This window comes from Streptomyces sp. NPDC017979, assembly GCF_044328175.1.
In the GTDB taxonomy this organism is placed as follows: domain Bacteria; phylum Actinomycetota; class Actinomycetes; order Streptomycetales; family Streptomycetaceae; genus Streptomyces.
In genome coordinates, this window is the sequence record NZ_JBIRGU010000001.1 from 1,094,626 (window position 1) to 1,117,726 (window position 23,101).

The following is a 23,101-nucleotide window of genomic DNA, read 5'->3' on the forward strand; positions in this document are numbered from 1 at the left end:
CCGAATCCTTGCCTTTCACCTTCAGTCACCCGTGCGACCGGTCACCCGAGTGACGCCGACGGCTCTTCTCTCGCTCAACAGTACGGCCGCGGCGTCCATCAGACACCGCGGCCGTATCGCGTACTGCGGGGCCAGCGGCCCCGGGCGGGGCTCGTCAGCCCTTCGCCTTGTCCTTGTCCAGCGCGTCCATCGCCCGCCGCGTCACCTCGGTGACGGGGCCGAGCGCCGAGATCGTCACCACGAGGCCCTGGCCCCGGTAGTAGTCGATGATCGGCTCGGTCTGGGTGTGGTAGACCTCCAGCCGCTTGCGGACGGTCGACTCGGAGTCGTCGTCGCGCTGGTACAGCTCGCCGCCGCAGACGTCGCAGACGCCCTCCTGCTTCGGCGGCTGGTACGCCACGTGGAAGACGTGGCTGGAGTCGTTGCGGCAGATGCGGCGACCCGCGATCCGCTTCACGACCTCGTCCTCGGGGACCTCCAGGTCCAGCACCGCGTCCAGGGTCATGCCCTCGGACTTCAGCATCGCGTCCAGCGCTTCGGCCTGGGAGACGTTGCGCGGGAAGCCGTCGAGGAGGAAGCCTCCGACGGCGTCCGGGCGCCCCATGCGCTCCTTCGCCATGCCGATGGTGACCTCGTCGGGGACCAGTTCACCGGCGTCCATGTAGGACTTGGCCTGACGGCCCAGGTCGGTGCCCTGGCTGATGTTGGCGCGGAAGAGGTCGCCCGTGGAGATGTGCGGGATCGACAGGTTCTCGGCAAGGTACGCAGCCTGCGTTCCCTTGCCGGCCCCGGGAGGTCCGACGAGGACGATTCGCATCAGCGGAGGAACCCTTCGTAATTGCGCTGCTGGAGCTGGCTCTCGATCTGCTTCACGGTCTCCAGACCCACACCCACGATGATGAGGATGCTCGTCCCGCCGAACGGGAAGTTCTGGTTAGCGCCTCCGAAGCCCACCAACGCCATCGTCGGGACGAGAGCAATCAGACCCAGGTACAGCGAGCCAGGCCAAGTGATCCTGTTGAGCACGTAGCTCAGGTACTCGGCGGTAGGTCGACCAGCCCGGATGCCCGGGATGAATCCACCATACTTCTTCATGTTGTCCGCGACTTCCTCGGGGTTGAACGAGATGGCCACGTAGAAGAAGGCGAAGAAAACGATCAGGAGGAAGTACGTGATGATGTAGTACGGGTGGTCGCCCTTGACCAGGTGTGCTTCGATCCAACGCTTCCAGCCGGACGAACCGCTGGAGAACTGCGCGATCAGCGCCGGGATGTAGAGCAGCGACGACGCGAAGATGACGGGGATCACACCCGCCTGGTTCACCTTCAGCGGGATGTACGTGGACGTGCCGCCGTACGAACGGCGTCCGATCATCCGCTTCGCGTACTGGACGGGGATCCTGCGCTGGGCCTGTTCGACGAAGACCACCAGCGCCACCATCACGAAGCCGATCAGGATGACGGTGCCGAACTCGATCCAACCCTTGGCGAGCGTGCCGCTCTCCTTGATGGCCCACAACTGGCCGGGGAAGGCCGAGGCGATCGCGATGAACATCAGGATCGACATGCCGTTGCCGATGCCGCGGTCGGTGATGAGCTCGCCCAGCCACATCGTGACGGCGGTGCCCGCGGTCATCGTGATGACCATGACCACGGTCGTGAAGATCGATTGGTCCGGCACGATCTGCGAACCGACCGAACAGCCCTGGAACAACATGCCGCTACGGGCCGTTGCCACCAGACCCGTGCCCTGGAGCACGGCCAGCGCGACCGTCAAGTAGCGGGTGTACTGGGTGATCTTCGCCGTACCGGACTGCCCCTCCTTCTTGAGGGCTTCCAGGCGCGGGATGACCACGGTCAGCAGCTGCAGAATGATGCTCGCCGTGATGTACGGCATGATGCCGAGCGCGAAGATGGTGATCTGCAGCAGTGCACCACCGCTGAGCACGTTCACCAGACCGAACAGACTGTTGTTGCTCTTGGACGCCTGGTCGACACAGATCTGGACGTTCTGGTAGTCGACGCCGGGGATCGGGATGTGCGAACCCAGGCGGAACAGAACGATGATGCCCAGCGTGAAGAGCAGCTTCTTGCGCAGGTCGGGCGTCTTGAACGCTCGGGCGAACGCGGTGAGCACGGTGCCTCCTGCGACCCCCGCGCTACTGCGTCAGAGGTGACGGTCTTGAGGATCGACGGATACTTATCAGCTAACTAACAGCAAAACGCCCGGTGAGGTTCCCGTCGGGAACCAAACCGTACGCAGTTCTCCACAGCAGTGGACGCCGTTACCTTACCGGCGACGGTGCCGCCCTAGGAACGACCAACCGGGGATGCCCCTTTTGGGAGGCATCCCCGGTCGTATCAGCCTGTGGCCACTGAGCCCGTCTCAGACGAGTTCGGTGACGGTACCGCCGGCAGCGGCGATCTTCTCCTTGGCGGAGCCGGAGACGGCGTCGACCGTCACCTGCAGCGCCACGGAGATCTCACCCTGGCCGAGGACCTTGACGAGCTGGTTCTTGCGAACCGCACCCTTCGCGACCAGATCGGCCACCGTGACCTCGCCACCCTCGGGGTACAGCGCGGCCAGCCGGTCCAGGTTCACGACCTGGTACTCGGTGCGGAACGGGTTCTTGAAGCCCTTGAGCTTCGGGAGGCGCATGTGGAGGGGCATCTGCCCGCCCTCGAAGCGCTCCGGAACCTGGTAGCGGGCCTTGGTGCCCTTGGTGCCACGACCGGCCGTCTTACCCTTCGACGCCTCACCACGACCGACACGGGTCTTGGCGGTCTTGGCGCCGGGGGCGGGACGGAGGTTGTGGACCCTCAGCGGGTTCTGCTCCGCCATGTCAGTCGACCTCCTCGACCGTCACGAGGTGGCGGACGGTGTGCACCATGCCGCGGAACTCGGGACGATCCTCCTTGACGACCACGTCGTTGAGCTTCTTCAGCCCGAGCGAACGCAGCGTGTCACGGTGGTTCTGCTTGCTGCCGATGTACGACTTCGTCTGCGTGATCTTGAGGCGGGCCATTACGCACCCGCTCCCGCACGCGCACGCAGCAGGGCCGCCGGGGCGACGTCCTCCAGCGGCAGACCGCGGCGGGCCGCGATCTCCTCCGGACGCTGAAGGCCCTTCAGGGCCTCAACGGTCGCGTGCACGATGTTGATCGCGTTGTCGGAGCCGAGCGACTTCGACAGGATGTCGTGGACGCCGGCGCACTCCAGAACGGCGCGCACCGGACCACCGGCGATAACACCCGTACCGGGGGAAGCCGGCTTGAGCAGGACGACGCCCGCAGCCTTCTCGCCCTGGATGGGGTGGGGGATGGTGCCCTGGATGCGGGGGACCTTGAAGAAGTGCTTCTTGGCCTCCTCAACACCCTTGGCGATGGCGGCCGGCACCTCCTTGGCCTTGCCGTAACCGACACCCACGGTGCCGTCACCGTCGCCCACCACGACCAGCGCGGTGAAGCTGAAGCGACGACCACCCTTCACAACCTTGGCGACGCGGTTGATCGCGACCACGCGCTCGACGTACGCGGTCTTCTCGGCGGCAGACGCGCCGCCGTCACGGCCCTTCCGGTCCCGCCGCTCGCCGCCACCGGCACCGCTTCCGCGGCGCTGGGGTCCAGCCATTGGAATTACCTCTCTCTGTTACGTCCGCTAGCTCCGGAACCGGGGCTCAGAACTTCAGCCCGGCCTCGCGGGCGGCGTCGGCCAGAGCGGCAATCCGCCCGGCGTACTGGTTGCCACCGCGGTCGAACACGACGGCCTCGACACCGGCCGCCTTGGCGCGCTCGGCGACCAGGGCGCCGACCTGCTGGGCCTGGGCGCTCTTGTCGCCCTCGCCACCGCGGATCGAGGTGTCCAGGGTCGACGCCGACGCGAGCGTGTGGCCCGCGATGTCGTCGATGACCTGCGCCACGATGTGGCGGTTGGAACGCGTCACGACCAGGCGCGGACGCTCCGGCGTACCGGAGATGCGCTTGCGGACGCGGATGTGGCGGCGCTTGATGGCGGCGCGCTTGTACGCGTCACCCTTGGCGATCTTCACACCGAATGCCATGGCTTACTTACCCGCCTTTCCGACCTTGCGGCGGATGACCTCGCCCGCGTACTTGACGCCCTTGGCCTTGTACGGGTCGGGCTTCCGCAGCTTGCGGATGTTCGCGGCGACCTCGCCGACCTTCTGCTTGTCGATGCCCTCGACCGAGAACTTGGTCGGCGACTCGACCTTGAAGGAGATCCCCTCGGGGGCCTCCACCAGGATCGAGTGGCTGTAGCCGAGCTGGAACTCCAGGTTGGAGCCCTTCGCGGCGACGCGGTAACCGACACCGCTGATTTCGAGCGCCTTCGTGTACCCCTTGGTCACACCGGTGATCATGTTCGCCACCAGCGTGCGGGACAGGCCGTGGAGGGCCTTGTTCTGACGCTCGTCGTTGGGACGGGAGACGTTCAGCACGCCGTCCTCGCCCTTCACGATGTCGATCGGCGCCGCGACGGTGTGGGTGAGGGAGCCCTTGGGGCCCTTCACCGAGACCGTACGACCCTCGATGGTGACGTCCACACCGGCGGGAACCTGGATGGGGAGCTTGCCGATACGCGACATTGCTATTCCTCCGTTCCCGTACTACCAGACGTAGGCGAGGACTTCCCCACCCACGCCCTTCTTCTGCGCCTGCTGGCCGGTCAGGAGGCCGTGGGACGTGGAGATGATCGCCACGCCGAGGCCACCGAGCACCTTGGGCAGGTTGGTGGACTTCGCGTAAACCCGGAGACCCGGCTTCGAGATCCGCTTGATGCCCGCGATGGAGCGCTCACGGTTCGGGCCGAACTTGAGCTCCAGGACGAGGTTCTTGCCGACCTCGGCGTCCTCGACCTTCCAGCCCGTGATGAAGCCCTCCTGCTGGAGGATCTCCGCGATGTGCGACTTGATCTTGCTGTGCGGCATCGTCACGGTGTCGTGGTACGCCGAGTTCGCGTTCCGCAGACGCGTCAGCATGTCTGCGATGGGATCAGTCATGGTCATGAATTGGCCTTCGGCCTCTCTCGCCGGGGTTTCCTGTATGCGCCATCCCTCTCCCCACACAGGGGCGGGACGGGTGCGGCGCGGGGACCTACGGCGTAGTAAGTCGTATCAGGCGGCGGGCGCCCAACCCTCCAAGCCTAAGCCATGGAGGGTGGGGCGACCGCCACCCCTCTGCTTACCGAGAGACTCCGGGGTTCCCTGAAGGAGGGAACTACCAGGAGCTCTTGGTCACGCCCGGCAGCTCGCCACGGTGAGCCATCTCACGAAGGCACACGCGGCAGAGGCCGAACTTGCGGTACACGGAGTGCGGACGGCCACAGCGCTGGCAGCGGGTGTACGCGCGCACACCGAACTTGGGCTTGCGGGCGGCCTTGGCAATGAGAGCCTTCTTCGCCATCTCGCTTACGCCTCCTTGAAGGGGAAGCCGAGGTGACGAAGGAGGGCGCGGCCCTCGTCGTCGTTGGTCGCCGTGGTCACCACGGTGATGTCCATACCCCGGACGCGGTCGATCTTGTCCTGGTCGATCTCGTGGAACATGACCTGCTCCGTGAGACCGAAGGTGTAGTTGCCACGGCCGTCGAACTGCTTCGGGGACAGACCGCGGAAGTCGCGGATGCGCGGCAGCGCGAGCGACAGGGTGCGGTCCAGGAACTCCCACATGCGGTCGCCACGGAGCGTGACGTGGGCACCGATCGGCTGACCCTCGCGCAGCTTGAACTGCGCGATGGACTTGCGGGCCTTGGTGACGGCCGGCTTCTGACCGGTGATCGTGGCGAGGTCCTTGATGGCGCCCTCGATCAACTTGGAGTCGCGGGCGGCGTCGCCCACACCCATGTTGACCACGATCTTGACGAGGCCCGGGACCTGCATGACGTTCTCGTACGAGAACTCCTCAAGCAGCTTGCCCTTGATCTCCTCGCGGTACTTCGCCTTGAGGCGCGGAGTGGTGGTGGTAGCCATCAGATGTCCTCACCCGTCCGCTTGGCAACGCGGATCTTGTTGCCCTCTTCGTCGAAGCGGTAACCGACGCGGGTCACGACCTTGTTGCCGTCCTTCTCCACGACGAGCTGAACGTTGCTCACGTGGACGGGGGCCTCGGTGGTCACGATCCCGCCGGCCTGCGAGGCGCGGCCGGGCTGGTTCGCCTTGGTGTGCTTCTTGACCCGGTTGACACCCTCGACCAGGACGCGGTCCTCGCGGGGGAAGGCCGCGATGACCTTGCCCTGCTTGCCCTTGTCCTTACCGGTGATGACCTGGACCAGGTCGCCCTTCTTGATCTTCATGCTTACAGCACCTCCGGCGCGAGCGAGATGATCTTCATGAACTTCTTCTCGCGCAGCTCACGGCCGACCGGGCCGAAGATACGGGTGCCGCGAGGGTCGCCGTCGTTCTTCAGAATGACGGCGGCGTTCTCGTCGAAGCGGATGTACGAGCCGTCCTGGCGGCGGCGCTCCTTGACGGTGCGAACGATGACCGCCTTGACGACGTCACCCTTCTTCACGTTGCCACCGGGGATCGCGTCCTTGACGGTGGCGACGATGACGTCACCGATGCCCGCGTAGCGGCGGCCCGAGCCACCGAGAACACGGATGCAAAGGATCTCCTTGGCACCAGTGTTGTCGGCGACGCGCAGCCGCGACTCCTGCTGGATCACGTCTTATCTCCTGTGTGTCTGCCGGTTCCCCGGGGGGCCGCTCGCAAGCGGCCCCCCGGAGCCTGGCGGAACTGACCCGAGGGTAGGTGCCCCTCGGGCGATTACTTGGCCTTCTCGAGGATCTCGACGACGCGCCAGTGCTTGGTCGACGACAGCTTCCGGGTCTCCATCAGGAGGACGCGGTCGCCGACGCCGGCAGCGTTCTGCTCGTCGTGGGCCTTGAGCTTGTTCGTACGGCGGATGACCTTGCCGTACAGAGCGTGCTTGACGCGGTCCTCGACGGCGACGACGACGGTCTTGTCCATCTTGTCGCTGACGACCAGGCCCTCGCGGGTCTTGCGCGCGTTGCGCTCGTTCTTCTGCTCAGTCACGTTGCTCTCGCTCATCAGGCGCTCTCCACCGTCTCGATGCCCAGCTCGCGCTCGCGCATCAGGGTGTAGATCCGCGCGATGTCCTTGCGGACGGCCTTGAGCCGGCCGTGGTTCTCAAGCTGACCGGTCGCCGCCTGGAAGCGGAGGTTGAACAGCTCTTCCTTGGCCTCGCGGAGCTTGTCAACAAGCTCCTCGCTGCCCAGCTCGCGCAGCTCGGACGCCTTGGTTCCGGCCGACATCACGCCTCACCTGCCTCGCGCCGAACGATGCGGCACTTCATCGGAAGCTTGTGAGCAGCGCGGGTGAGCGCCTCACGAGCAATCTTCTCGTTCGGGTAGGACAGCTCGAACATCACCCGACCGGGCTTGACGTTCGCGATCCACCACTCGGGGGAACCCTTACCGGAACCCATGCGGGTCTCGGCGGGCTTCTTGGTGAGCGGGCGGTCCGGGTAGATGTTGATCCAGACCTTGCCGCCACGCTTGATGTGGCGGGTCATCGCGATACGAGCCGCCTCGATCTGGCGGTTGGTCACGTAAGCCGGCGTGAGGGCCTGGATGCCGTACTCGCCGAACGCAACCGTCGTACCACCCTTGGACATACCGCTGCGCTTCGGGTGGTGCTGCTTGCGGTGCTTGACCCTACGGGGGATCAGCATGGCGGTCAGGCCTCCGTTCCGGTGCTCTCAGCAGCCGGAGCAGCGGCAGCGGCCTCGGCCTTGGGGGCCTCGGCACCTGCTCCACTGCCCTGGGTGGGCTGCTGCGGCTTACGACCGCGACCGCCACGCTCGCCACCGCGGCCACCACGGCCGGCCGGGCGGTCGGAACCACCACGGGCCGGGCGGTTGCCGGCGCGGGCAGCGGCGTTCTCGGCGCGGACCTCGGCGATGTTCTTGACGTCGCCCTTGTAGATCCAGACCTTCACGCCGATGCGGCCGAAGGTGGTCTTGGCCTCGAAGAAGCCGTACTCGACGTTCGCGCGGAGCGTGTGCAGCGGCACGCGGCCCTCGCGGTAGAACTCCGAGCGGGACATCTCGGCGCCGCCGAGGCGGCCACCGCACTGGATCTTGATGCCCTTGGCGCCGGCCTTCATCGCCGACTGCATGCTCTTGCGCATGGCACGGCGGAAGGAGACGCGGGAGGACAGCTGCTCGGCCACGGCCTGGGCCACCAGCTGAGCGTCCACCTCGGGGTTCTTGACCTCGAGGATGTTCAGCTGGACCTGCTTGCCGGTGAGCTTCTCGAGGTCGCCGCGGATGCGGTCGGCCTCGGCGCCACGACGGCCGATGACGATGCCCGGGCGGGCGGTGTGGATGTCCACCCGCACGCGGTCACGGGTGCGCTCGATCTCAACCTTCGAGATGCCGGCGCGCTCCATGCCGGACGTCATCATCCGACGGATGGCGACGTCTTCCTTGACGTAGTCCTTGTACAGCTTGTCGGCGTACCAGCGGGACTTGAAGTCCGTGGTGATGCCGAGCCGGAACCCATGCGGGTTAACCTTCTGGCCCATTACCGGGTTCCTTCCTTGCTGCTGACGACCACGGTGATGTGGCTGGTCCGCTTACGGATCCGGTAGGCGCGGCCCTGGGCGCGCGGCCGGAACCGCTTCAGGGTCGGGCCCTCATCCACGTACGCCTCGCTGATGACCAGCGTGGAGGCGTCGGTGTGGTCGTAGTTGTGCGCGGCGTTGGCGATGGCGCTGTCCAGCACCTTGCCGACCGGCACGCTCGCGGCCTGCGGGGCGAAACGCAGGACCGCCTGAGCCTCCGTGGCGTCCATGCCACGGATGAGGTCCACCACGCGGCGGGCCTTCATGGGCGTGACGCGGATGTACCGCGCCTGGGCCCTGGCTTCCATGGTTGTCCCTTCAGTGTCTGACACGTTCGTCATAGTCGTTCACACCCCGCGATTAGCGGCGCTTCGACTTCCGGTCGTCCTTGACGTGGCCGCGGAAGGTGCGAGTCGGCGAGAACTCGCCGAGCTTGTGGCCGACCATCGACTCGGTGACGAACACCGGGACGTGGATCTTGCCGTTGTGCACCGCGATCGTGTGGCCGAGCATGGCCGGGACGATCATCGAGCGACGGGACCAGGTCTTGATGACGTTCTTGGTGCCGGCTTCGTTCTGGACATCCACCTTCTTGATCAGGTGGTCGTCGACGAAGGGCCCCTTCTTGAGACTGCGCGGCATCTAAACCCGCTCCTAGCGCTTCTTGTTCGTCTTGCGGCGGCGGACGATGTACTTGTTGCTCGCCTTCTTGGGAGAACGAGTACGGCCCTCCTTCTGACCCCACGGGCTGACCGGGTGGCGACCACCGGAGGTCTTGCCCTCACCACCACCGTGCGGGTGGTCAACCGGGTTCATCGCGACACCGCGGACGGTCGGGCGAACGCCCTTCCACCGCTTACGGCCGGCCTTGCCCCAGTTGATGTTCGACTGCTCGGCGTTGCCGACCTCGCCGATGGTGGCGCGGCAGCGGACGTCGACCAGGCGGATCTCACCGGACGGCATGCGCAGGTGGGCCATGACGCCCTCCTTCGCCAGCAGCTGCACGGAGGCACCGGCGGAGCGGGCGAACTTCGCTCCGCCGCCGGGCCGCAGCTCGATGGCGTGGATGGTCGTACCGACCGGGATGTTGCGCAGCGCCAGGTTGTTGCCGGGCTTGATGTCGGCGCCGGGGCCGTTCTCGACCCGGTCGCCCTGGCTCAGGCCGCGGGGCGCGATGATGTAGCGCTTCTCGCCGTCCGCGTAGTGCAGGAGCGCGATGCGCGCGGTGCGGTTGGGGTCGTACTCGATGTGAGCGACCTTGGCCGGCACGCCGTCCTTGTCGTGACGACGGAAGTCGATCACGCGGTAGGCGCGCTTGTGGCCACCGCCCTGGTGACGGACGGTCACACGACCGGTGTTGTTACGGCCGCCCTTGCTGTGCAGGGGACGGACCAGCGACTTCTCCGGCGTGGACCGCGTGATCTCGACGAAGTCGGCGACGCTGGAGCCACGACGGCCCGGGGTCGTCGGCTTGTACTTGCGGATACCCATTGTCTCTCAGTCCTCGGAAGAATCCGGACTATCTAGACGCTCCGACCTCCGTCAGGAGGTCGGACCGCCGAAGATGTCGATGCGGTCGCCCTCAGCGAGGGTCACGATGGCGCGCTTGGTGTTGGCGCGCTTGCCGAAACCGGTGCGGGTGCGCTTGCGCTTGCCCTGGCGGTTGATCGTGTTGACCCCGGTGACCTTGACCGAGAAGACCGCCTCGACGGCCTGCCTGATCTGGGTCTTGTTGGCGCGCGGGTCGACGACGAACGTGTACTTGTTCTCGTCCAGCAGCGCGTAGCTCTTCTCGGAGACGACCGGCTTGACGAGGATGTCACGCGGGTCCGAGAAGGTCTTGCTGGTGACGACCGCCGTGGTGTTCTCGGACATCAGGCGTCGCTCCCTTCGGTCTCAACGGCCTTGTCGGGGCCAGACACGAAGGACTCGAAGGCGGCCTTGGTGAAGACCACGTCCTCGGAGCGGATCACGTCGTACGTGTTCAGCTGGCCCGGCTCCAGGATGTGCACCTGGGGCAGGTTGCGGGCGGACAGCCACGCGGCCTCGTCGGAGCGCTCGACGACCAGGAGCAGGTTCTTGCGCTCCGAGATCTTGCCGAACAGCGTCTTGGCGGCCTTGGTGGAGATGTCGCCCTCGACCACGCCGGTGACGACGTGGATGCGGGAGTTGCGGGCCCGGTCGGTGAGGGCGCCACGCAGGGCGGCGGCCTTCATCTTCTTGGGGGTCCGCTGCGAGTAGTCACGCGGCACGGGGCCGTGCACGACGCCACCGCCGGCGAACTGCGGGGCGCGGGTCGAACCCTGACGGGCGCGGCCGGTGCCCTTCTGGCGGTACGGCTTCTTGCCGCCACCACGGACCTCGCCACGCGTCTTGACCTTGTGCGTGCCCTGGCGGGCAGCGGCCAGCTGCGCGACGACGACCTGGTGGATCAGCGGGATGCTGACCTTGGCGTCGAAGATCTCGGCCGGGAGCTCGACGGTCCCGGTCTTGTCGCCCGCGGGCGACAGAATGTCAATGGTGCTCATAGTCCCTTAGGCCCCCTTGGCCGCAGTGCGGACCAGGACCAGGCCGCCGTTCGGACCAGGAACCGCGCCCTTGATGAGCAGCAGGCCCTTCTCCGCGTCAACGGCGTGAACGGTCAGGTTCTGGGTGGTGACCCGCTCGTTGCCCATGCGGCCAGCCATGCGGAGGCCCTTGAACACGCGGCCCGGGGTGGCGCAGCCACCGATGGAGCCGGGGGAGCGGTGCTTGCGCTGGGTGCCGTGACCGGCGCCGAGGCCCTTGAAGTTGTGACGCTTCATGACACCGGCGAAGCCCTTGCCCTTGCTCTTGCCCGTGACGTCGACCTTGACGCCGGACTCGAACACCTCGGCAGTGACCTCCTGGCCGAGCGTGTACTCGCTGGCGTCGGAGGTGCGGATCTCCACCAGGTGGCGGCGGGGAGTCACGTCGGCCTGGGCGAAGTGACCCTTGAGGGGCTTGTTCACCTTGCGCGGGTCGATCTCGCCGAAGGCGATCTGGACCGACTCGTAGCCGTCCCTGTCATTGGTGCGGACCTGGGTAACGACACAGGGCCCGGCCTTGACGACGGTCACCGGGACGACACGGTTGTTCTCGTCCCAGACCTGGGTCATGCCGAGCTTCTCGCCCAGGACGCCCTTGATCTGCTTAGCCATCTTCTCCCGGCCTCTCAGAGCTTGATCTCGATGTCAACGCCGGCCGGAAGGTCCAGGCGCATCAGCGAGTCAACGGTCTTGGGCGTCGGGTCGAGGATGTCGATCAGGCGCTTGTGCGTGCGCATCTCGAAGTGCTCGCGCGAGTCCTTGTACTTGTGCGGCGACTTGATGACGCAGTACACGTTCTTCTCAGTGGGCAGCGGCACCGGGCCTGCGACCGACGCACCAGTACGGGTCACCGTCTCGACGATCTTCTTCGCCGAGGAGTCGATGACCTCGTGGTCGTAGGCCTTGAGCCGGATGCGGATCTTCTGTCCCGCCATGGCTACTAGTAGTCCTGTCTCTCGATGAACGCTCTGGAACCCAGCGGGCTGATGCGGCCTTCTCCGACCCCCGCGGTCGGGCGTGTCGCACTCCCTCTACGTGAATGTCCCAAAGGACATCCCAACCAAGGGGGTGCGGGCTCGGCCCGCGGGTCGGGGTGAAGACCACCCACCGGGTGCCTGGTCGGTACCCCACTAACACTTCCCGGAAGATTCCCGTACGTCCGCCCCAGCGCTGCCGTGCGGCCCTTGCGGGCCGTGGGGCAGTTGGGGCGACGAGTACTGTGGGACTCGCTTCCGGTCCTCCCGGCGGGAGGCGTGCAGCATTGGCACTCAACCGAGCAACCCGGACAGTCTGCCACATGGCCGTGCGGCCTGGCCAATCGGGCGGAAGAGGTTACCCGCCGATCCCCTTCTTTCAAACTCCGCCACGCGCTGCGCGGCGCTGCGCTGGGCTGGGCGGGGTGCGCCGAGCGCCGTGCCCTTGCCGCCCTACCGGCGCCCGCGGGCCGTCTGTGCCCGTTCGCGCCCCCGCGCGACGCGGGGTGCCCCCTAGGGCCTCTCGTTCGGATCTTGCTGGGCTCGCGTGCCCTGGCACCCTGCCTCTCCCCCGTAGCCCTTCGAGCACGGGAGGGACCCCCAGCGTTGTCGTCGGTCGCCCATGGCCCCCTGTGCCCTGCGGGCACGGGTGGGGGTGCCCCCACGCGTAGCCGTGGGGGCACCCCCACCCTCCGCCTTGCGATCCACGACACCAGACCCCTCCCCCTACACCCGGAGGGCGTGGGGCGGGGACCCCCATTCACCCGGCCTGATCCAAACGAAAGACCCTAGCCCGGGCGACCGCTCCCGCAGAGGCGGGCAGCACGAAGCGACGTCGGCGCCGTTGCCCTGCGGAAACGTTGGTCTCTGCGACCCGTCTGCGGTTGTTCGCGCAGTTCCCCGCGCCCCTGTTTCGCTACCCCCGTCGCTTATCTGCGGGCTGGAGGCGGAGGTATTCAGGGGCGCGGGGAACTGCGCGACAAGCCACCCACCGGGTCGCAGAGGCCAACATTCCGGTAGGGGGAACGGCGGTGAGGCCAGGGGCTCTGGGGGTCCCCCCGTGCCCGCAGGGCACAGGGGGCGGAACCGCGAGACCAGCCACACACGGGTCGCAGACGCCAGGCGGCCGGCAGGGCGACGGCGGATCGGCGCATCCCGCAGCCCGCGCAGCGCAGCGCGCTAATTCGATCGAGCCCGAGCCGGCCCGGCTCCTACAGTGGCCGCACCCCACTCACCCCGCAGCCCCGGAGGGTAGCCGCATGCGCACGCACTACCCCCGCACCCCGCACCTCCCCTGGTCACCAGGCGCATCCGCCGACGACGTCCGCGCCCCCGCCGCACCGCCCGCCCTCGCCGGCCGTGACGTCGTCGTCACCGAGAAGCTCGACGGCGAGAACACCACCCTCTACTCCGACGGCCTGCACGCCCGCTCGCTGGACTCCGCGCACCACCCCTCCCGCGCCCCCGTCAAAGCGCTCCAGGCCCGGCTCGCCCACGCCATCCCCGCCGGATGGCGGATCTGCGGCGAGAACCTGTACGCCCGCCACTCACTCCCCTACGAAGACCTCGACGGCCACTTCTACGGCTTCTCCGTCTGGGACGAACGGGGCGACTGCCTCGACTGGGACCGCACCGTCGCCTTCCTCCACGGCCTCGGCATCCCGACCCCCCGCGTGCTCTGGCGCGGCACGTACGACGCCCGCGCCGAAAAGGCGCTGCGCGCGCTGAAGGTCGACACCGCACGCCAGGAGGGCTACGTCGTCCGTACGGTCGAGGGCTTCGGGTACGCCGACTTCCCGGCCCGCGTCGCGAAGTGGGTGCGGCCCGGGCACGTGCAGACCGACACGCACTGGATGCACGCCTCCGTCGTCCCGAACCGCCTCGGCCCTCGGGCCGCGCTCTGGGACGTACGCTCCGGCACCGCCGTGGACGCGGCGGCGCTGGCGCGGGCCGTCGGCTGGGCACCGGACGGCGCCGGCAGGGAGGTCCCCGAGGACGCCGTCGAAGGCTTCGGCGTCCTCGGGGACGACCGCCTCGCGGGCGCACTCGCCCTGCTGCTCCCCACCCAGCCACGGGCCCGCCTCGCCGCCCGCCTCGCCCCCGCCGTCGGCATGCGTACCGCCCGCCGCACCGCAGACCTCGTCGGACTGTGTCCGAACCTGCACCGTCCGTACCCGGACGAGGCGCGCCGCACGGGTCTCGTACGCATGGCACACGCGGCCGACCCCCGGGTGCTGCACGCCGTCGCCCGCGCGCTCGCGCCGGACGCGGCGGCGCAGGAGCAGGTGGAGTGGTCCGCCCTGCATGCACAGGACGGGGGCCTGTTCGACGCGCCGACGCCGTGGTCCGCGTGGCCCTTCCCCGACCTCGCCCCGCACGCCGCGGCCCGCTGCCGCGCGGAGGCCCGGGAGGCGTACGCGCAGGGCCGCGTCCACGGCCCGGACGAGGCCGTCGCGGCGACCTGGCGCTGGCGCGACGGGGCCTTCCCGCACCTCATCCACCTGGTCGGACCGTCCGGCAGCGGCAAGAGCAGCTTCGCCGCCGGACTCCACGCCGACCGGCTGGTCTCCCTTGACACCCTGCGCGAGGCCGCCGGATCCCGCGCCGACCAGCGCGGGAACACGGACGTCCTCCGGGCCGGGCTGGACGAACTGGACGCGGCGCTGGCGCACGGCGGGACGGTCGTCTGGGACGCCACCTCGCTCAACCGGCACCAGCGGTCCCTGGTGCACGCCGTCGCCGCGCGCCGGGACGCGCTGGTCACGCACGCCGTCGTGCTCGTCGACGAGGACGAGTTGCTCCGGCGCAACGGCACGCGACGCCACCCGGTCCCGCCGGCGGTGCTGACGGCCCAGCTGCGCCGGTTCGCCCCGCCGTATCCGGGCGAGGCGCACCGCACCTGGTACGTCGGCGTGACGGGCCGCATCGAAGACACGGACGCCACGGACACGGGGGACGAGCATGCGTACGAGTGAGGAGATCTACCACCGGGTGCGGTGGGACGCGCGGTTCGACCCGGCGCGGTTCGTGATCGGCGTCGCCCAGCGGAGCGCCGACCCGAAGCGGATGCCGTTCACCTCCTTCGTCCCCGGCGGGGACGTCCCCTGGCACCGGGTGCTGTTCATCGAGGCGGACGACGAGGTGGTCTGGGACCGCGCGAGCGGCACCGACCGGATCGACGCGACGGACGCGGGCCGGGTGCGCGAGCCGCGCCGGCTGCGCCCGCCCTTCTTCGAGCCGCGCCCCGTCCCCGACTCCCCCGGTCACACCCGCTCCGACCTGCGCGTACTGACCTGGAACACGCTCTGGGACCGCTACGACCCCCACCTCCTGGACACCGCCCGCCGCCGCCCGCTCCTCCTGGACGCGCTGTGCGCCGCCGACGCGGACGTGATCGCCCTCCAGGAGGTCCAGTCGCCGCTGTACGACCTGCTGCGGGACGCGGACTGGCCCGGCGCCGGCTACACCCTGGTGCCCGGCCGCCGCGAGGCCGACGAGTACGGCCTGCTGCTGCTCAGCCGACTGCCGGTACGGGAAGCGGGCCTGCACGTGCTGGGCCCGCACAAGGCGGTCGCGGCGATCGTGGTGGAGACGGGCGATGGCCCCCTGACGGTGGCCGTGACCCATCTGACCAGCGACCACTCCCCCGAGGGCCCGACCCTGCGCGCCTCTCAACTCGCCTCCCTGGCCGAGGGCTTCGCCACCGTCGAGGGCGACCTGATCCTCATGGGCGACTTCAACGACGCGACGGACGCACCGGAGAAGGCGCTGTCCCTACAGGACGCGTTCCCGGACGGCCCCGCCACCTTCGACCCCCGCGCCAACCCCCTGGCCGCCCTCTCCTCCACCACGGGCCGCCCGGGCCGCCTGGACCGCGTCCTCCTCCGGGGCCGCCCCCGCGCGATGCGTGCGGACCTCCTGGGCGCCACCCCGGTGAACGACCTCTTCGTCTCGGACCACTTCGGCGTCGCGGTCAGTTTGACGACGGAGCCTGCGCATCAGGGCCGCGAAGTGCTGCGCGACCGAGCGCAGACAGCCCGTACCCAACTCGCCGCCGCCTTCCCGGAAGGCACCCTCCACCTCGTCGGTTCCCGCCGCATGCGCTGCGAACTCCCCGGCGCCGACCTGGACCTGGTCCTCGCGCTCCCCGGCACGGTCGCCGTCGAGGACGTACGCGATGGGGTGCGGGCCGCGCTCCCGGCAGCGGAACGCCTCCGCGCGGTCACCCGTGCCCGTACGGACGGCGTGAAGTTCTCGCTCCAGGGCCTGGACGTGGACCTCGCGGTCGTGGCCACGGGCGACGTCCCACCCGCCGAAGCCGTGCCCCGCCGCACCGAACTGCCGCCGCCCGCCGCGATCGCGCTGAGCGCCGTCAGCGACGCGGACGCCGTCCTGACCCTGGCGGGCGCCGCGCGCCACGACGCCTTCGCCCGCCTGACCCGCCGCGTCAAGGCGTGGGTCCGCGTCCGCGGCCTGGACTCGGCTCCGTTCGGCGGCCTGCCCGGCCTGGGCTGGGCCGTACTCGCCGCCCGTACGGTCCACGACGCCGATGCCGCCCTGTCCGACGACTCGCTGCTACGGGACTTCTTCGCCACCTGGGCCGCGTGCGACTGGGACACCTTCGAGGTGCTGACCCCCAGAGCGCCGATCCGCCCGCTCACCGACGGCATCGGCCCGAGCGGGCGGGACCTGATCGCCAGGGAGCTGTACGACGCTTGGGAGACGGTCGATGCGGCACAGTCGTCCGGCACCGCACCAGAACCGCGGCTCCTGACCGCCCCACCCCTGGCCGACCGGCACTCCGCCTGGGCAGTGATCACCGTTCCGACCCCCGACGACGAGCTGATCGGCCGCGTCCGCGGCCGGATGCGCGCCCTGATCACCCGCCTGGAGGAGGCGGGCCTCGCCGGCGTCCAGGGCTGGCCCCACCCGTACGGCACCACCCCGCTCCACTTCACCGTGGGCCTGGGCCCCCACCCCCCGGACGTGCGCCAGTTCACCGAGGCGACGTCGGATTGGGCCCGCGGCCTGCGAGGCGTGACGGTCACGCTGGAGCGGTCCGTCCCCCGTTGGTGTCCGCCGCGTCTGGAGCCGTGAGTCAGCGCGTGACGGCGTACGGGAGGAAGGCGGTCCAGGCGCCCGGAGTGAAGTCCAGGTGCGGCCGCTCGGTGTCCTTGGAGTCGCGGACGTGGATGGTGCCGGGGGTGGTGGCGACCTCGACGCAGTCGTTGATGTCGCTGCTGCTGCTGTAGCTGCTCTTGAACCAGGCGACCTCGACGCAAGAGTCGATCTCGCTGCTGTTGCTGTAGCTGCTCTTGAACCACTCCAGCTCGGCAGCGTTCCCGGAGGGCTTCAGGGTCATGTCTCTCCCAGCACTTGCTCGATGAAGGTCAGTGACTCGCAAGGCGTAAGTGCCTGACTTCGGATGGTGCCATATTGCAGCTCGATGATCCGGAGCTGTTTCGGATCAGAGACGGCCCGACCAGCGAACGTCCCCTCACAACGGCCAACCGCCGTACCGTCCGGGAACTTCAGCACCTGCATCTCTCCGCCCATGCCCGCATGAACCTCGCGGTTGGTCGGCATCACCTGGAACGTGATGAAGCGCAACTGGGCCACCTCCAAGAGGTGTTCGAGTTGTCGACGCAGCACCATTCTGCCCCCGATCGGACGCCGGAGGGTCACCTCTTCCTGGACGAAACACAGCTCCGGAGCCGGGGAGCGCTCATAGATCGAGCGCCGTGCCATTCGTGCAGCCACTCCGCGTGCGACCTGGTCGGGCGAATTAGCGGGACGTCGCATCTCGAACAGCGCCTTGGCGTACTCCTTGGTCTGGAGCAGACCATGAAGGTTGTGGCTGCCGTATGCCTGGATCTCGACGGCCTGTGCCTCCAGCATCGCCAGCTCCCGAACCTTCTTCGGGTACCTCGCGTCCGCCGCCTGCTTCTTCATCGACGCGATCTTGCCGTGTGCCTCCAGCGCCCGGTCCGCCTTGTCCAGGTACTCCGGCCGGGGAATCCGGTGGCCCCGCTCGACCTTCCGGACCATGTCCTCGCCGTACCCGATCTGTCGCCCGAGGTCCGCCGCGCTGAGCCTCGCCTCCTCCCGCCAGAGCTTCAGTTGACTGCCGACCATCGCGACCATCGGCGCGATCTCGTCGCCCGGATCGACGTCCCAGCCGGGCTCGTCAGCCTCGCCCGTAACGTCCGCCGCAACGTTCGTCGCATCGTCCACTTCACACCCGCTTTCGACGTGTTGGCCGTGTCCAACGGCCGCCGTACCCCCTGGTCACGCGGGACAGCCGGGACAGCTCGGGACAACGGCGAGACAGAATCCGTACGTACCGAGCGGATCCCTGTTCCGGCGCTGTGCCCTTCGTCACGCTGGTCTGCGTGAACAAAGAGATCACCCAACCCCCCACCGCCACCCGCCAGTTCTCCGTGCAGCTCTCCGCGACCCGCCGCGGCGCCCGGCTCGCCCGACTGCTCGCGGTCCAGCAGCTCCAGTCCTGGGGCTGCGAGCACGCGAACGTCAGCCACGTCGTCGCCGAGCTGGCGGCGAACGCGGTGATGCACGGGCGCGTGCAGGGACGCGACTTCCGGCTGAGGCTCCTGATGACGCCGGGAGTCATCCGCGTCGAGCTGATCGACGCCCGGAGCGACCGCGCCCCGGTGCGACGCCACCGGAACGAGGACGAGCCGGCCGCGGAGGGCGGGCGCGGGCTCCTCATCATCAGCGGGCTCGCCGACCGCTGGGGCGTCTCGTCCGGCCCGCCCCCCTGCAAGACGGTCTGGGCCGAACTGGACCTCCCCACCCACGCCCCACGGCACAACCCACCGGCGCCCTGACGTCAAGATCGGCACCCCCCATCACCCGTCTGCATGAATATACTGGAATCAGTATCTTTATGCAGCCTCTCGGTCCTAACGTTCATCGCATGGTCACTTCCTCGCACGAGGCCGCGCACCGGATCTTCCAGGAGTACCCAGGACTCTTCTCCGGGGTCTCCCAGGCCCTGGGGCTCGGCCTCTCCCCCATCGCCTCCGTCTCGGTCCTCCCGACCGACCTCACCGAGGCCCGACCCGTCGAACGTCGACTCGACACCCTCTTACGGTGCGAGACGGAAGACGACGGCTCCTTCCTGCTCGCCGTCGAGGCGCAGGGCAAGAAAGACCCAGACAAGACCGGGAGCTGGGCGTACTACTTGTCGTACCTGTACTCCAAGTACCGACTGCCGCCCCTGCTCCTGGTGGTCTGCCAGGACCGCGCCACCGCGGAATGGGCGGAGCGGCCGGTCCACATCGGCCCGTCGAAATGGCCGGCACTCACCCTGCGCCCCCTGGTGGCCGGCCCGCAGAACATGCCCTCGATCAAGGACCCGGCAGAGGCCAGGAAGGACCTGGCACTCGCCGCCCTCTCCGCCATCACCCACGCCGACGATCCGGACGTCGGTGCCATACTGAAGGCACTGTCCAAAGCACTCCAGGACACGCCGGAAGCCGTCGCCGACCCCGTCATCGAACTGATCTCACAGGGCTTGGGCAAGCGCCCGGCCGCAGAGCACTGGAGGAACCTCGTGGCTACGGACCTCTCCTTCTACACCTCGCCGATCTCGGAAGAAATCCGGGACGAAGGCCGCGCCCAAGGTCGCGCCGAAGGCCGCTCCCGAGCAATCCTCCGCGTCCTGGACAAGCGCGACATCCCCCTCACCGACGACCAGCGCGAGCAGGTCACCACCTGCACCGACCTCGACGTGCTCGACGTCTGGCTGGACCGCGCGATCACCATCACCAGCGCCGACGAACTCTTCACCGAAGAGTCCGAGCCCCAGGACTGACGCCGCAACACCCCTGACCGACTGACAGCGCCGCACCGGCGGAGAGACCGGTGCGGCGCTGTCGTGCGTGCGGGCGGCCGACACACCCACCCCCGGCGCAACAAAACTCGCCGCCCCAGGCAACCCCGGATCACGATTATCCGTCTAGAGGATCGCGGAAGCGGTCTGACCAGCCTTTTCGACGCACATGCACACCCATCACCACCAGCGACACCACAGCAACGCAGAACGCACAACGGGGGCAGCCTGCCCGCTGCCGGGGAAGCGGACGGAGCACAAAGTACATGCGTATGACAGCCACTCCTGCCGCGCTCAGGGGGGACCGCGACGGCGGTCGAGCGCGGACGCCGCGGCGGCGGACCGTGGTCGCCGCGCTCGGAGCACTCGTCGGGGTCGGGATGGCCACCGGTGCGTGCAGCGTCCCGCCCGGGCGCAAGTCCGTGCCGACCGCCGACCCCGCCCCCGGGATGCCGATAGCGTCCTCGCGCCGTGCGCAGCTGATGCAGGTCCTCGCGCACCCCGACGACGACCTGTACTTCATGAACCCGGACACCCAGCAGATGCTGGACGCCGGCGTCCCGCTGGTCTGCGTCTACGTGACCGCGGGCGAGCACAACGGACTCAACCGCATACCGGGCCACAAGGGCGAAACGGTCGCCGACCGCCCCGCGTACTCCTCCGCCCGCCACCAGGGCCTGCGGCAGGCGTACGCGACGCTGCTCGGGCTGCACCAGTTCACCGCCTGGTCCAAGGGCGTGGTCTCCCTGCGCGGGGACCGGCTCGCCGAGATCAACACGCTCACCAACGGCGCCCGCCGCGTCGAGCTGGTCTTCCTCAACCTGCCGATGCGCACCGCCCGCCGCCACTCCGCGCTGCCCAGCCTGTGGAAGGACCGCGGCATGATCGTGCAGACGGTCATGGCCAAGGACTCCCCGCTACGCAAGGCCGTCCCCTACGACTACGAGGGGCTCATCGACGTCCTCGTCGGACTGATGGAGCAGTACCGGCCGACGGTGATCCAGACCCTGGACCCGGACCCGGACATGCAGCACAGCGACGAGGCGACCCGCAAGAAGGACTCCGAGCAGCGCGGCTACTCCGACCACGCCGACCACACCGCGACGGCGTGCTTCAGCTGGGCCGCGATGGTGCGGTGGGTGCGGGACGCGACGGCGAACGGCGGTGAGGTGCCGGGCTTCGTCGCCACCGCGTTCCGCGGGTACTACAACCGCCACTGGCCGAAGAACCTCCCCGGCGAGGTGCTGAAGGAGAAGGCGTCCCACCTCGTCCCGTACGGCGGCGACCCCTCCTGGCAGTGCGGCAACGCCTCGGGCTGCGGCGACTACGCCGTCGGCGGGGTGCGTCCGCTGCGGAACAAGAAGGGCTGGGTGCGCTCCACCCACCACCGCTACCCCGGCCCGCGCCCCGTCGCGGTCGCGGAGGCGGACGGCCGGCTCACCGCTTACGGAGTGCTGGGTCTACGCGCGGTGCGCTGGCGCGAGACGAAGGCCGGCAGCGGTACGTGGGAGAGCCCGGCCGACCTCGGCGGCGGGCCGCTCGCACCGGCGCTCGGGCGGGCCGCGCTGCGCGACGGGCGGCAGCTCCTCTTCGGGCTGCGGATCTCCGCGATCGGCGGGCGGGGCGCGGAGAACCACCGCGAGGTCGTCCTGCTGGAACAGGGCAAGGCCGGCGGCGACTTCCTCCCCTGGAAGGGGCTCGGCAACCCGGAGCACACGGAAGACCGGGGCCGACGGATCGGCGTGCCCGTCGCGGTGACCGGCGGCGACGGCCGCGTGCACCTGTTCGTACGGAACGCGGACAAGGGCGTGAGCAGCCGGGTGCGGAACGCGGACGGCACGTGGGAGCGCTGGCACGACCTCGGCGGCGCGGACATCCAGGACGGGCTGTCCGCGGTCGTCGACGGTCAGGGCCGGGTGCACCTCTTCGCCGCGGGCCGGGAGACCGTCCACCACTGGACGCAGGACGCGCCGGAGGACGAGGTCGTCTTCCACGAGCGGGAGGGCGAGCCGCTGCCCGTGCCGGGCGACGGCGTCACGGCACTGGCGCTGCCGGGGGGTGGCGTCGAGGCGTACTACCGGCAGCCGGCCTCTGGCCGGCTGATCGCGGTCCGCGCGGACGGCGCCGAACCCGTGGTCCGCACCGTGGCCAAGGCGGACGGTTACGGGCCGGTCGCCGTCGGCCTGGACGCTGCCGGCAAACCGATTCTCCTCGGCCGCGACTTGAAGGGGCGCATCCAGATCCAGGGCGCGCCGCAGCGGGCGGGAGCGGTGGGCTTCCCCGAGCTGGTCGTCCAGCGCGGTGCGGCTTCCGCGATCGGCATGGGCTACGCCGCCCAACCCTGGCTCCTCCACCCCACGGGCAAGCCCCTCCCCGTGGCAGCGAGCTAGCCCGGAGCCCCCGGGTCGCAGGGCGCTCGCACCGCTGGACCTACCCGCCGTTCCCCTGCGGAAGCGTCGGTCGCCGAGGACCACGGGTGGTTCTCGCGCGGTTCCCCGCACCCCGAGGCCCCCGCCGTGGCATCAGGGGAACACTGGTCCCTGCGGCCCGGCGGTGGGCCGTTTCCATGGCTCCGTCCCTGGCGCCACGAGGGCATGGGGACTCCCAGCGCCTCTGTTTCGCTCCCCTTGTCGGTCACCTGCGGGTCGCGCGCGGGTTCCCTACGCCCGCAGGGCGTGGGCGATGAGGAGCGCGGGGAACTCGCGATCAGCCACCCACCGGGCCGCGGGAACCAACGTTCCCGCAGCGCTACGGCGGGGTGGTCAAAACCGCGCCGGCGCGGGACCGTGGGAGACCCGGCCCGTCAGTCCTGCGGCGTGGTTTCGCGCGGACCGCCCTCGTGGTGGACGTGCAGTTCGCCGTTCTGGACGGTGTAGAGGGAGGCGTTGTCCTTCGCCACGTTCTCCTGGGTAGAGCCGCAGTCGTCGCCGGCGGGCCCCGAGGGCTCCGGGAGCTCCGCGCGGGACCGGCCGTTGACCTCTACGCGGTTCTTGTGGCCCGCGACGAGGGGGCCGCTTGCGTCACGGCCGACGCTGATCGTGAACTTGTCGCCCGACGAATTCGTCATGGTGGGACTTCCTTTCAAGGCGTGGAGAGGCGCACGGCA

At 69.0% G+C, this 23,101-nt stretch carries 31 protein-coding genes; 5 read left to right on the forward strand and 26 right to left on the reverse strand.

Going from position 1 to position 23,101, the window contains the following annotated elements:
• Nucleotides 1-154: 154 nt before the first annotated feature.
• The 23 genes from ACH4E8_RS04630 to rpsJ all read right to left on the reverse strand — a co-directional run bounded on the left by ACH4E8_RS04630 (nt 155) and on the right by rpsJ (nt 12,101).
• Nucleotides 155-817, reverse strand: coding sequence for an adenylate kinase (locus ACH4E8_RS04630; RefSeq protein ID WP_398444275.1), 663 nt, complete (start codon nt 815-817; stop codon nt 155-157).
• Nucleotides 817-2,136: a preprotein translocase subunit SecY gene (secY, locus tag ACH4E8_RS04635; RefSeq protein WP_361956727.1), complete on the reverse strand. Its 1,320-nt coding sequence runs from the start codon at nt 2,134-2,136 to the stop codon at nt 817-819. The genes ACH4E8_RS04630 and secY overlap by 1 nt, the downstream gene beginning before the upstream one ends.
• Nucleotides 2,137-2,385: 249 nt before the next feature.
• Nucleotides 2,386-2,841 carry a 50S ribosomal protein L15 gene (gene rplO, locus ACH4E8_RS04640; protein WP_398444277.1) on the reverse strand — a complete coding sequence of 152 codons (456 nt, stop codon included), beginning with the start codon at nt 2,839-2,841 and terminating at the stop codon, nt 2,386-2,388.
• 1 nt (nt 2,842) lies between these two features.
• Nucleotides 2,843-3,025 carry a 50S ribosomal protein L30 gene (gene rpmD, locus ACH4E8_RS04645; protein WP_006347219.1) on the reverse strand — a complete coding sequence of 61 codons (183 nt, stop codon included), beginning with the start codon at nt 3,023-3,025 and terminating at the stop codon, nt 2,843-2,845.
• Complete coding sequence (gene rpsE / locus ACH4E8_RS04650; protein ID WP_358823840.1) at nt 3,025-3,630, reverse strand: 30S ribosomal protein S5; 606 nt, start codon at nt 3,628-3,630, stop codon at nt 3,025-3,027. The genes rpmD and rpsE overlap by 1 nt, the downstream gene beginning before the upstream one ends.
• A 46-nt stretch (nt 3,631-3,676) precedes the next feature.
• Complete coding sequence (rplR, locus tag ACH4E8_RS04655) at nt 3,677-4,060, reverse strand: 50S ribosomal protein L18 (protein WP_361530270.1); 384 nt, start codon at nt 4,058-4,060, stop codon at nt 3,677-3,679.
• A gap of 3 nt (nt 4,061-4,063) precedes the next feature.
• The gene (gene rplF, locus ACH4E8_RS04660) at nt 4,064-4,603 is read right to left on the reverse strand and encodes a 50S ribosomal protein L6 (RefSeq protein WP_398444279.1); all 540 of its coding nucleotides are present in this window, start codon (nt 4,601-4,603) and stop codon (nt 4,064-4,066) included.
• 21 nt (nt 4,604-4,624) lie between these two features.
• Nucleotides 4,625-5,023 carry a 30S ribosomal protein S8 gene (rpsH, locus tag ACH4E8_RS04665; RefSeq protein ID WP_031076677.1) on the reverse strand — a complete coding sequence of 133 codons (399 nt, stop codon included), beginning with the start codon at nt 5,021-5,023 and terminating at the stop codon, nt 4,625-4,627.
• A 211-nt stretch (nt 5,024-5,234) separates the two neighbouring features.
• Nucleotides 5,235-5,420: a type Z 30S ribosomal protein S14 gene (locus ACH4E8_RS04670; RefSeq protein WP_003956452.1), complete on the reverse strand. Its 186-nt coding sequence runs from the start codon at nt 5,418-5,420 to the stop codon at nt 5,235-5,237.
• Between the two features lie 5 nt (nt 5,421-5,425).
• Nucleotides 5,426-5,983, reverse strand: coding sequence for a 50S ribosomal protein L5 (gene rplE, locus ACH4E8_RS04675; protein WP_398444281.1), 558 nt, complete (start codon nt 5,981-5,983; stop codon nt 5,426-5,428).
• On the reverse strand, nt 5,983-6,306 hold the full coding sequence (gene rplX / locus ACH4E8_RS04680; RefSeq protein WP_361956715.1) for a 50S ribosomal protein L24: 324 nt from the start codon (nt 6,304-6,306) through the stop codon (nt 5,983-5,985). The genes rplE and rplX overlap by 1 nt, the downstream gene beginning before the upstream one ends.
• 2 nt (nt 6,307-6,308) lie before the next feature.
• On the reverse strand, nt 6,309-6,677 hold the full coding sequence (gene rplN, locus ACH4E8_RS04685; protein WP_003956455.1) for a 50S ribosomal protein L14: 369 nt from the start codon (nt 6,675-6,677) through the stop codon (nt 6,309-6,311).
• 101 nt (nt 6,678-6,778) lie between these two features.
• Nucleotides 6,779-7,063: a 30S ribosomal protein S17 gene (gene rpsQ, locus ACH4E8_RS04690; protein WP_398444284.1), complete on the reverse strand. Its 285-nt coding sequence runs from the start codon at nt 7,061-7,063 to the stop codon at nt 6,779-6,781.
• Nucleotides 7,063-7,287, reverse strand: coding sequence for a 50S ribosomal protein L29 (gene rpmC / locus ACH4E8_RS04695; protein ID WP_323449566.1), 225 nt, complete (start codon nt 7,285-7,287; stop codon nt 7,063-7,065). Before rpmC ends, rpsQ begins: the two co-directional genes overlap by 1 nt.
• Nucleotides 7,287-7,706: a 50S ribosomal protein L16 gene (rplP, locus tag ACH4E8_RS04700; protein WP_006347227.1), complete on the reverse strand. Its 420-nt coding sequence runs from the start codon at nt 7,704-7,706 to the stop codon at nt 7,287-7,289. Before rplP ends, rpmC begins: the two co-directional genes overlap by 1 nt.
• 5 nt (nt 7,707-7,711) lie before the next feature.
• A complete protein-coding gene (gene rpsC / locus ACH4E8_RS04705; protein WP_398444286.1) occupies nt 7,712-8,560 on the reverse strand; it encodes a 30S ribosomal protein S3 in 849 nt (282 codons plus the stop codon).
• Nucleotides 8,560-8,907, reverse strand: a complete 348-nt coding sequence (rplV, locus tag ACH4E8_RS04710) for a 50S ribosomal protein L22 (RefSeq protein ID WP_009997296.1) — start codon at nt 8,905-8,907, stop codon at nt 8,560-8,562. The genes rpsC and rplV overlap by 1 nt, the downstream gene beginning before the upstream one ends.
• A 52-nt stretch (nt 8,908-8,959) precedes the next feature.
• Nucleotides 8,960-9,241 carry a 30S ribosomal protein S19 gene (gene rpsS / locus ACH4E8_RS04715; protein ID WP_030351437.1) on the reverse strand — a complete coding sequence of 94 codons (282 nt, stop codon included), beginning with the start codon at nt 9,239-9,241 and terminating at the stop codon, nt 8,960-8,962.
• Between the two features lie 12 nt (nt 9,242-9,253).
• Nucleotides 9,254-10,090, reverse strand: coding sequence for a 50S ribosomal protein L2 (rplB, locus tag ACH4E8_RS04720; protein WP_361530292.1), 837 nt, complete (start codon nt 10,088-10,090; stop codon nt 9,254-9,256).
• 51 nt (nt 10,091-10,141) lie between these two features.
• Nucleotides 10,142-10,474 (reverse strand): 50S ribosomal protein L23, encoded by a 333-nt coding sequence (gene rplW, locus ACH4E8_RS04725; RefSeq protein WP_361530295.1) that lies wholly within the window; start codon nt 10,472-10,474, stop codon nt 10,142-10,144.
• Nucleotides 10,474-11,127: a 50S ribosomal protein L4 gene (gene rplD / locus ACH4E8_RS04730; RefSeq protein WP_398444289.1), complete on the reverse strand. Its 654-nt coding sequence runs from the start codon at nt 11,125-11,127 to the stop codon at nt 10,474-10,476. Before rplD ends, rplW begins: the two co-directional genes overlap by 1 nt.
• A 6-nt stretch (nt 11,128-11,133) precedes the next feature.
• Complete coding sequence (rplC, locus tag ACH4E8_RS04735; RefSeq protein WP_398444291.1) at nt 11,134-11,778, reverse strand: 50S ribosomal protein L3; 645 nt, start codon at nt 11,776-11,778, stop codon at nt 11,134-11,136.
• Nucleotides 11,779-11,792: 14 nt separating this feature from the next.
• The gene (rpsJ, locus tag ACH4E8_RS04740) at nt 11,793-12,101 is read right to left on the reverse strand and encodes a 30S ribosomal protein S10 (RefSeq protein WP_003948644.1); all 309 of its coding nucleotides are present in this window, start codon (nt 12,099-12,101) and stop codon (nt 11,793-11,795) included.
• Between the two features lie 1,298 nt (nt 12,102-13,399).
• Here rpsJ and ACH4E8_RS04745 point away from each other — a divergent pair.
• Nucleotides 13,400-15,115 carry an RNA ligase family protein gene (locus ACH4E8_RS04745; protein WP_398444293.1) on the forward strand — a complete coding sequence of 572 codons (1,716 nt, stop codon included), beginning with the start codon at nt 13,400-13,402 and terminating at the stop codon, nt 15,113-15,115.
• On the forward strand, nt 15,102-17,237 hold the full coding sequence (locus ACH4E8_RS04750) for an RNA repair domain-containing protein (RefSeq protein ID WP_398444295.1): 2,136 nt from the start codon (nt 15,102-15,104) through the stop codon (nt 17,235-17,237). The genes ACH4E8_RS04745 and ACH4E8_RS04750 overlap by 14 nt, the downstream gene beginning before the upstream one ends.
• Nucleotide 17,238: 1 nt before the next feature.
• On the opposite strand, the gene ACH4E8_RS04755 is transcribed toward ACH4E8_RS04750, so the two are convergent.
• Both ACH4E8_RS04755 and ACH4E8_RS04760 read right to left on the reverse strand, forming a co-directional pair.
• Nucleotides 17,239-17,502 (reverse strand): DUF397 domain-containing protein, encoded by a 264-nt coding sequence (locus tag ACH4E8_RS04755; RefSeq protein WP_398444297.1) that lies wholly within the window; start codon nt 17,500-17,502, stop codon nt 17,239-17,241.
• Entirely contained in the window at nt 17,499-18,374 is an 876-nt protein-coding gene (locus tag ACH4E8_RS04760) for a helix-turn-helix domain-containing protein (protein WP_398444299.1), read from the reverse strand. The genes ACH4E8_RS04755 and ACH4E8_RS04760 overlap by 4 nt, the downstream gene beginning before the upstream one ends.
• Nucleotides 18,375-18,532: 158 nt before the next feature.
• Here ACH4E8_RS04760 and ACH4E8_RS04765 point away from each other — a divergent pair, with 158 nt between their 5' ends.
• The 3 genes from ACH4E8_RS04765 (at nt 18,533) to ACH4E8_RS04775 (ending at nt 22,385) form a co-directional block, all read left to right on the forward strand.
• Nucleotides 18,533-18,988: an ATP-binding protein gene (locus ACH4E8_RS04765; RefSeq protein ID WP_398444301.1), complete on the forward strand. Its 456-nt coding sequence runs from the start codon at nt 18,533-18,535 to the stop codon at nt 18,986-18,988.
• A gap of 89 nt (nt 18,989-19,077) precedes the next feature.
• Nucleotides 19,078-19,977 (forward strand): hypothetical protein, encoded by a 900-nt coding sequence (locus ACH4E8_RS04770; protein WP_398444304.1) that lies wholly within the window; start codon nt 19,078-19,080, stop codon nt 19,975-19,977.
• A gap of 290 nt (nt 19,978-20,267) precedes the next feature.
• A complete protein-coding gene (locus tag ACH4E8_RS04775) occupies nt 20,268-22,385 on the forward strand; it encodes a PIG-L family deacetylase (RefSeq protein ID WP_398444306.1) in 2,118 nt (705 codons plus the stop codon).
• A 413-nt stretch (nt 22,386-22,798) separates the two neighbouring features.
• On the opposite strand, the gene ACH4E8_RS04780 is transcribed toward ACH4E8_RS04775, so the two are convergent.
• Nucleotides 22,799-23,062, reverse strand: coding sequence for a hypothetical protein (locus ACH4E8_RS04780; RefSeq protein WP_398444308.1), 264 nt, complete (start codon nt 23,060-23,062; stop codon nt 22,799-22,801).
• Nucleotides 23,063-23,101: the final 39 nt, after the last annotated feature.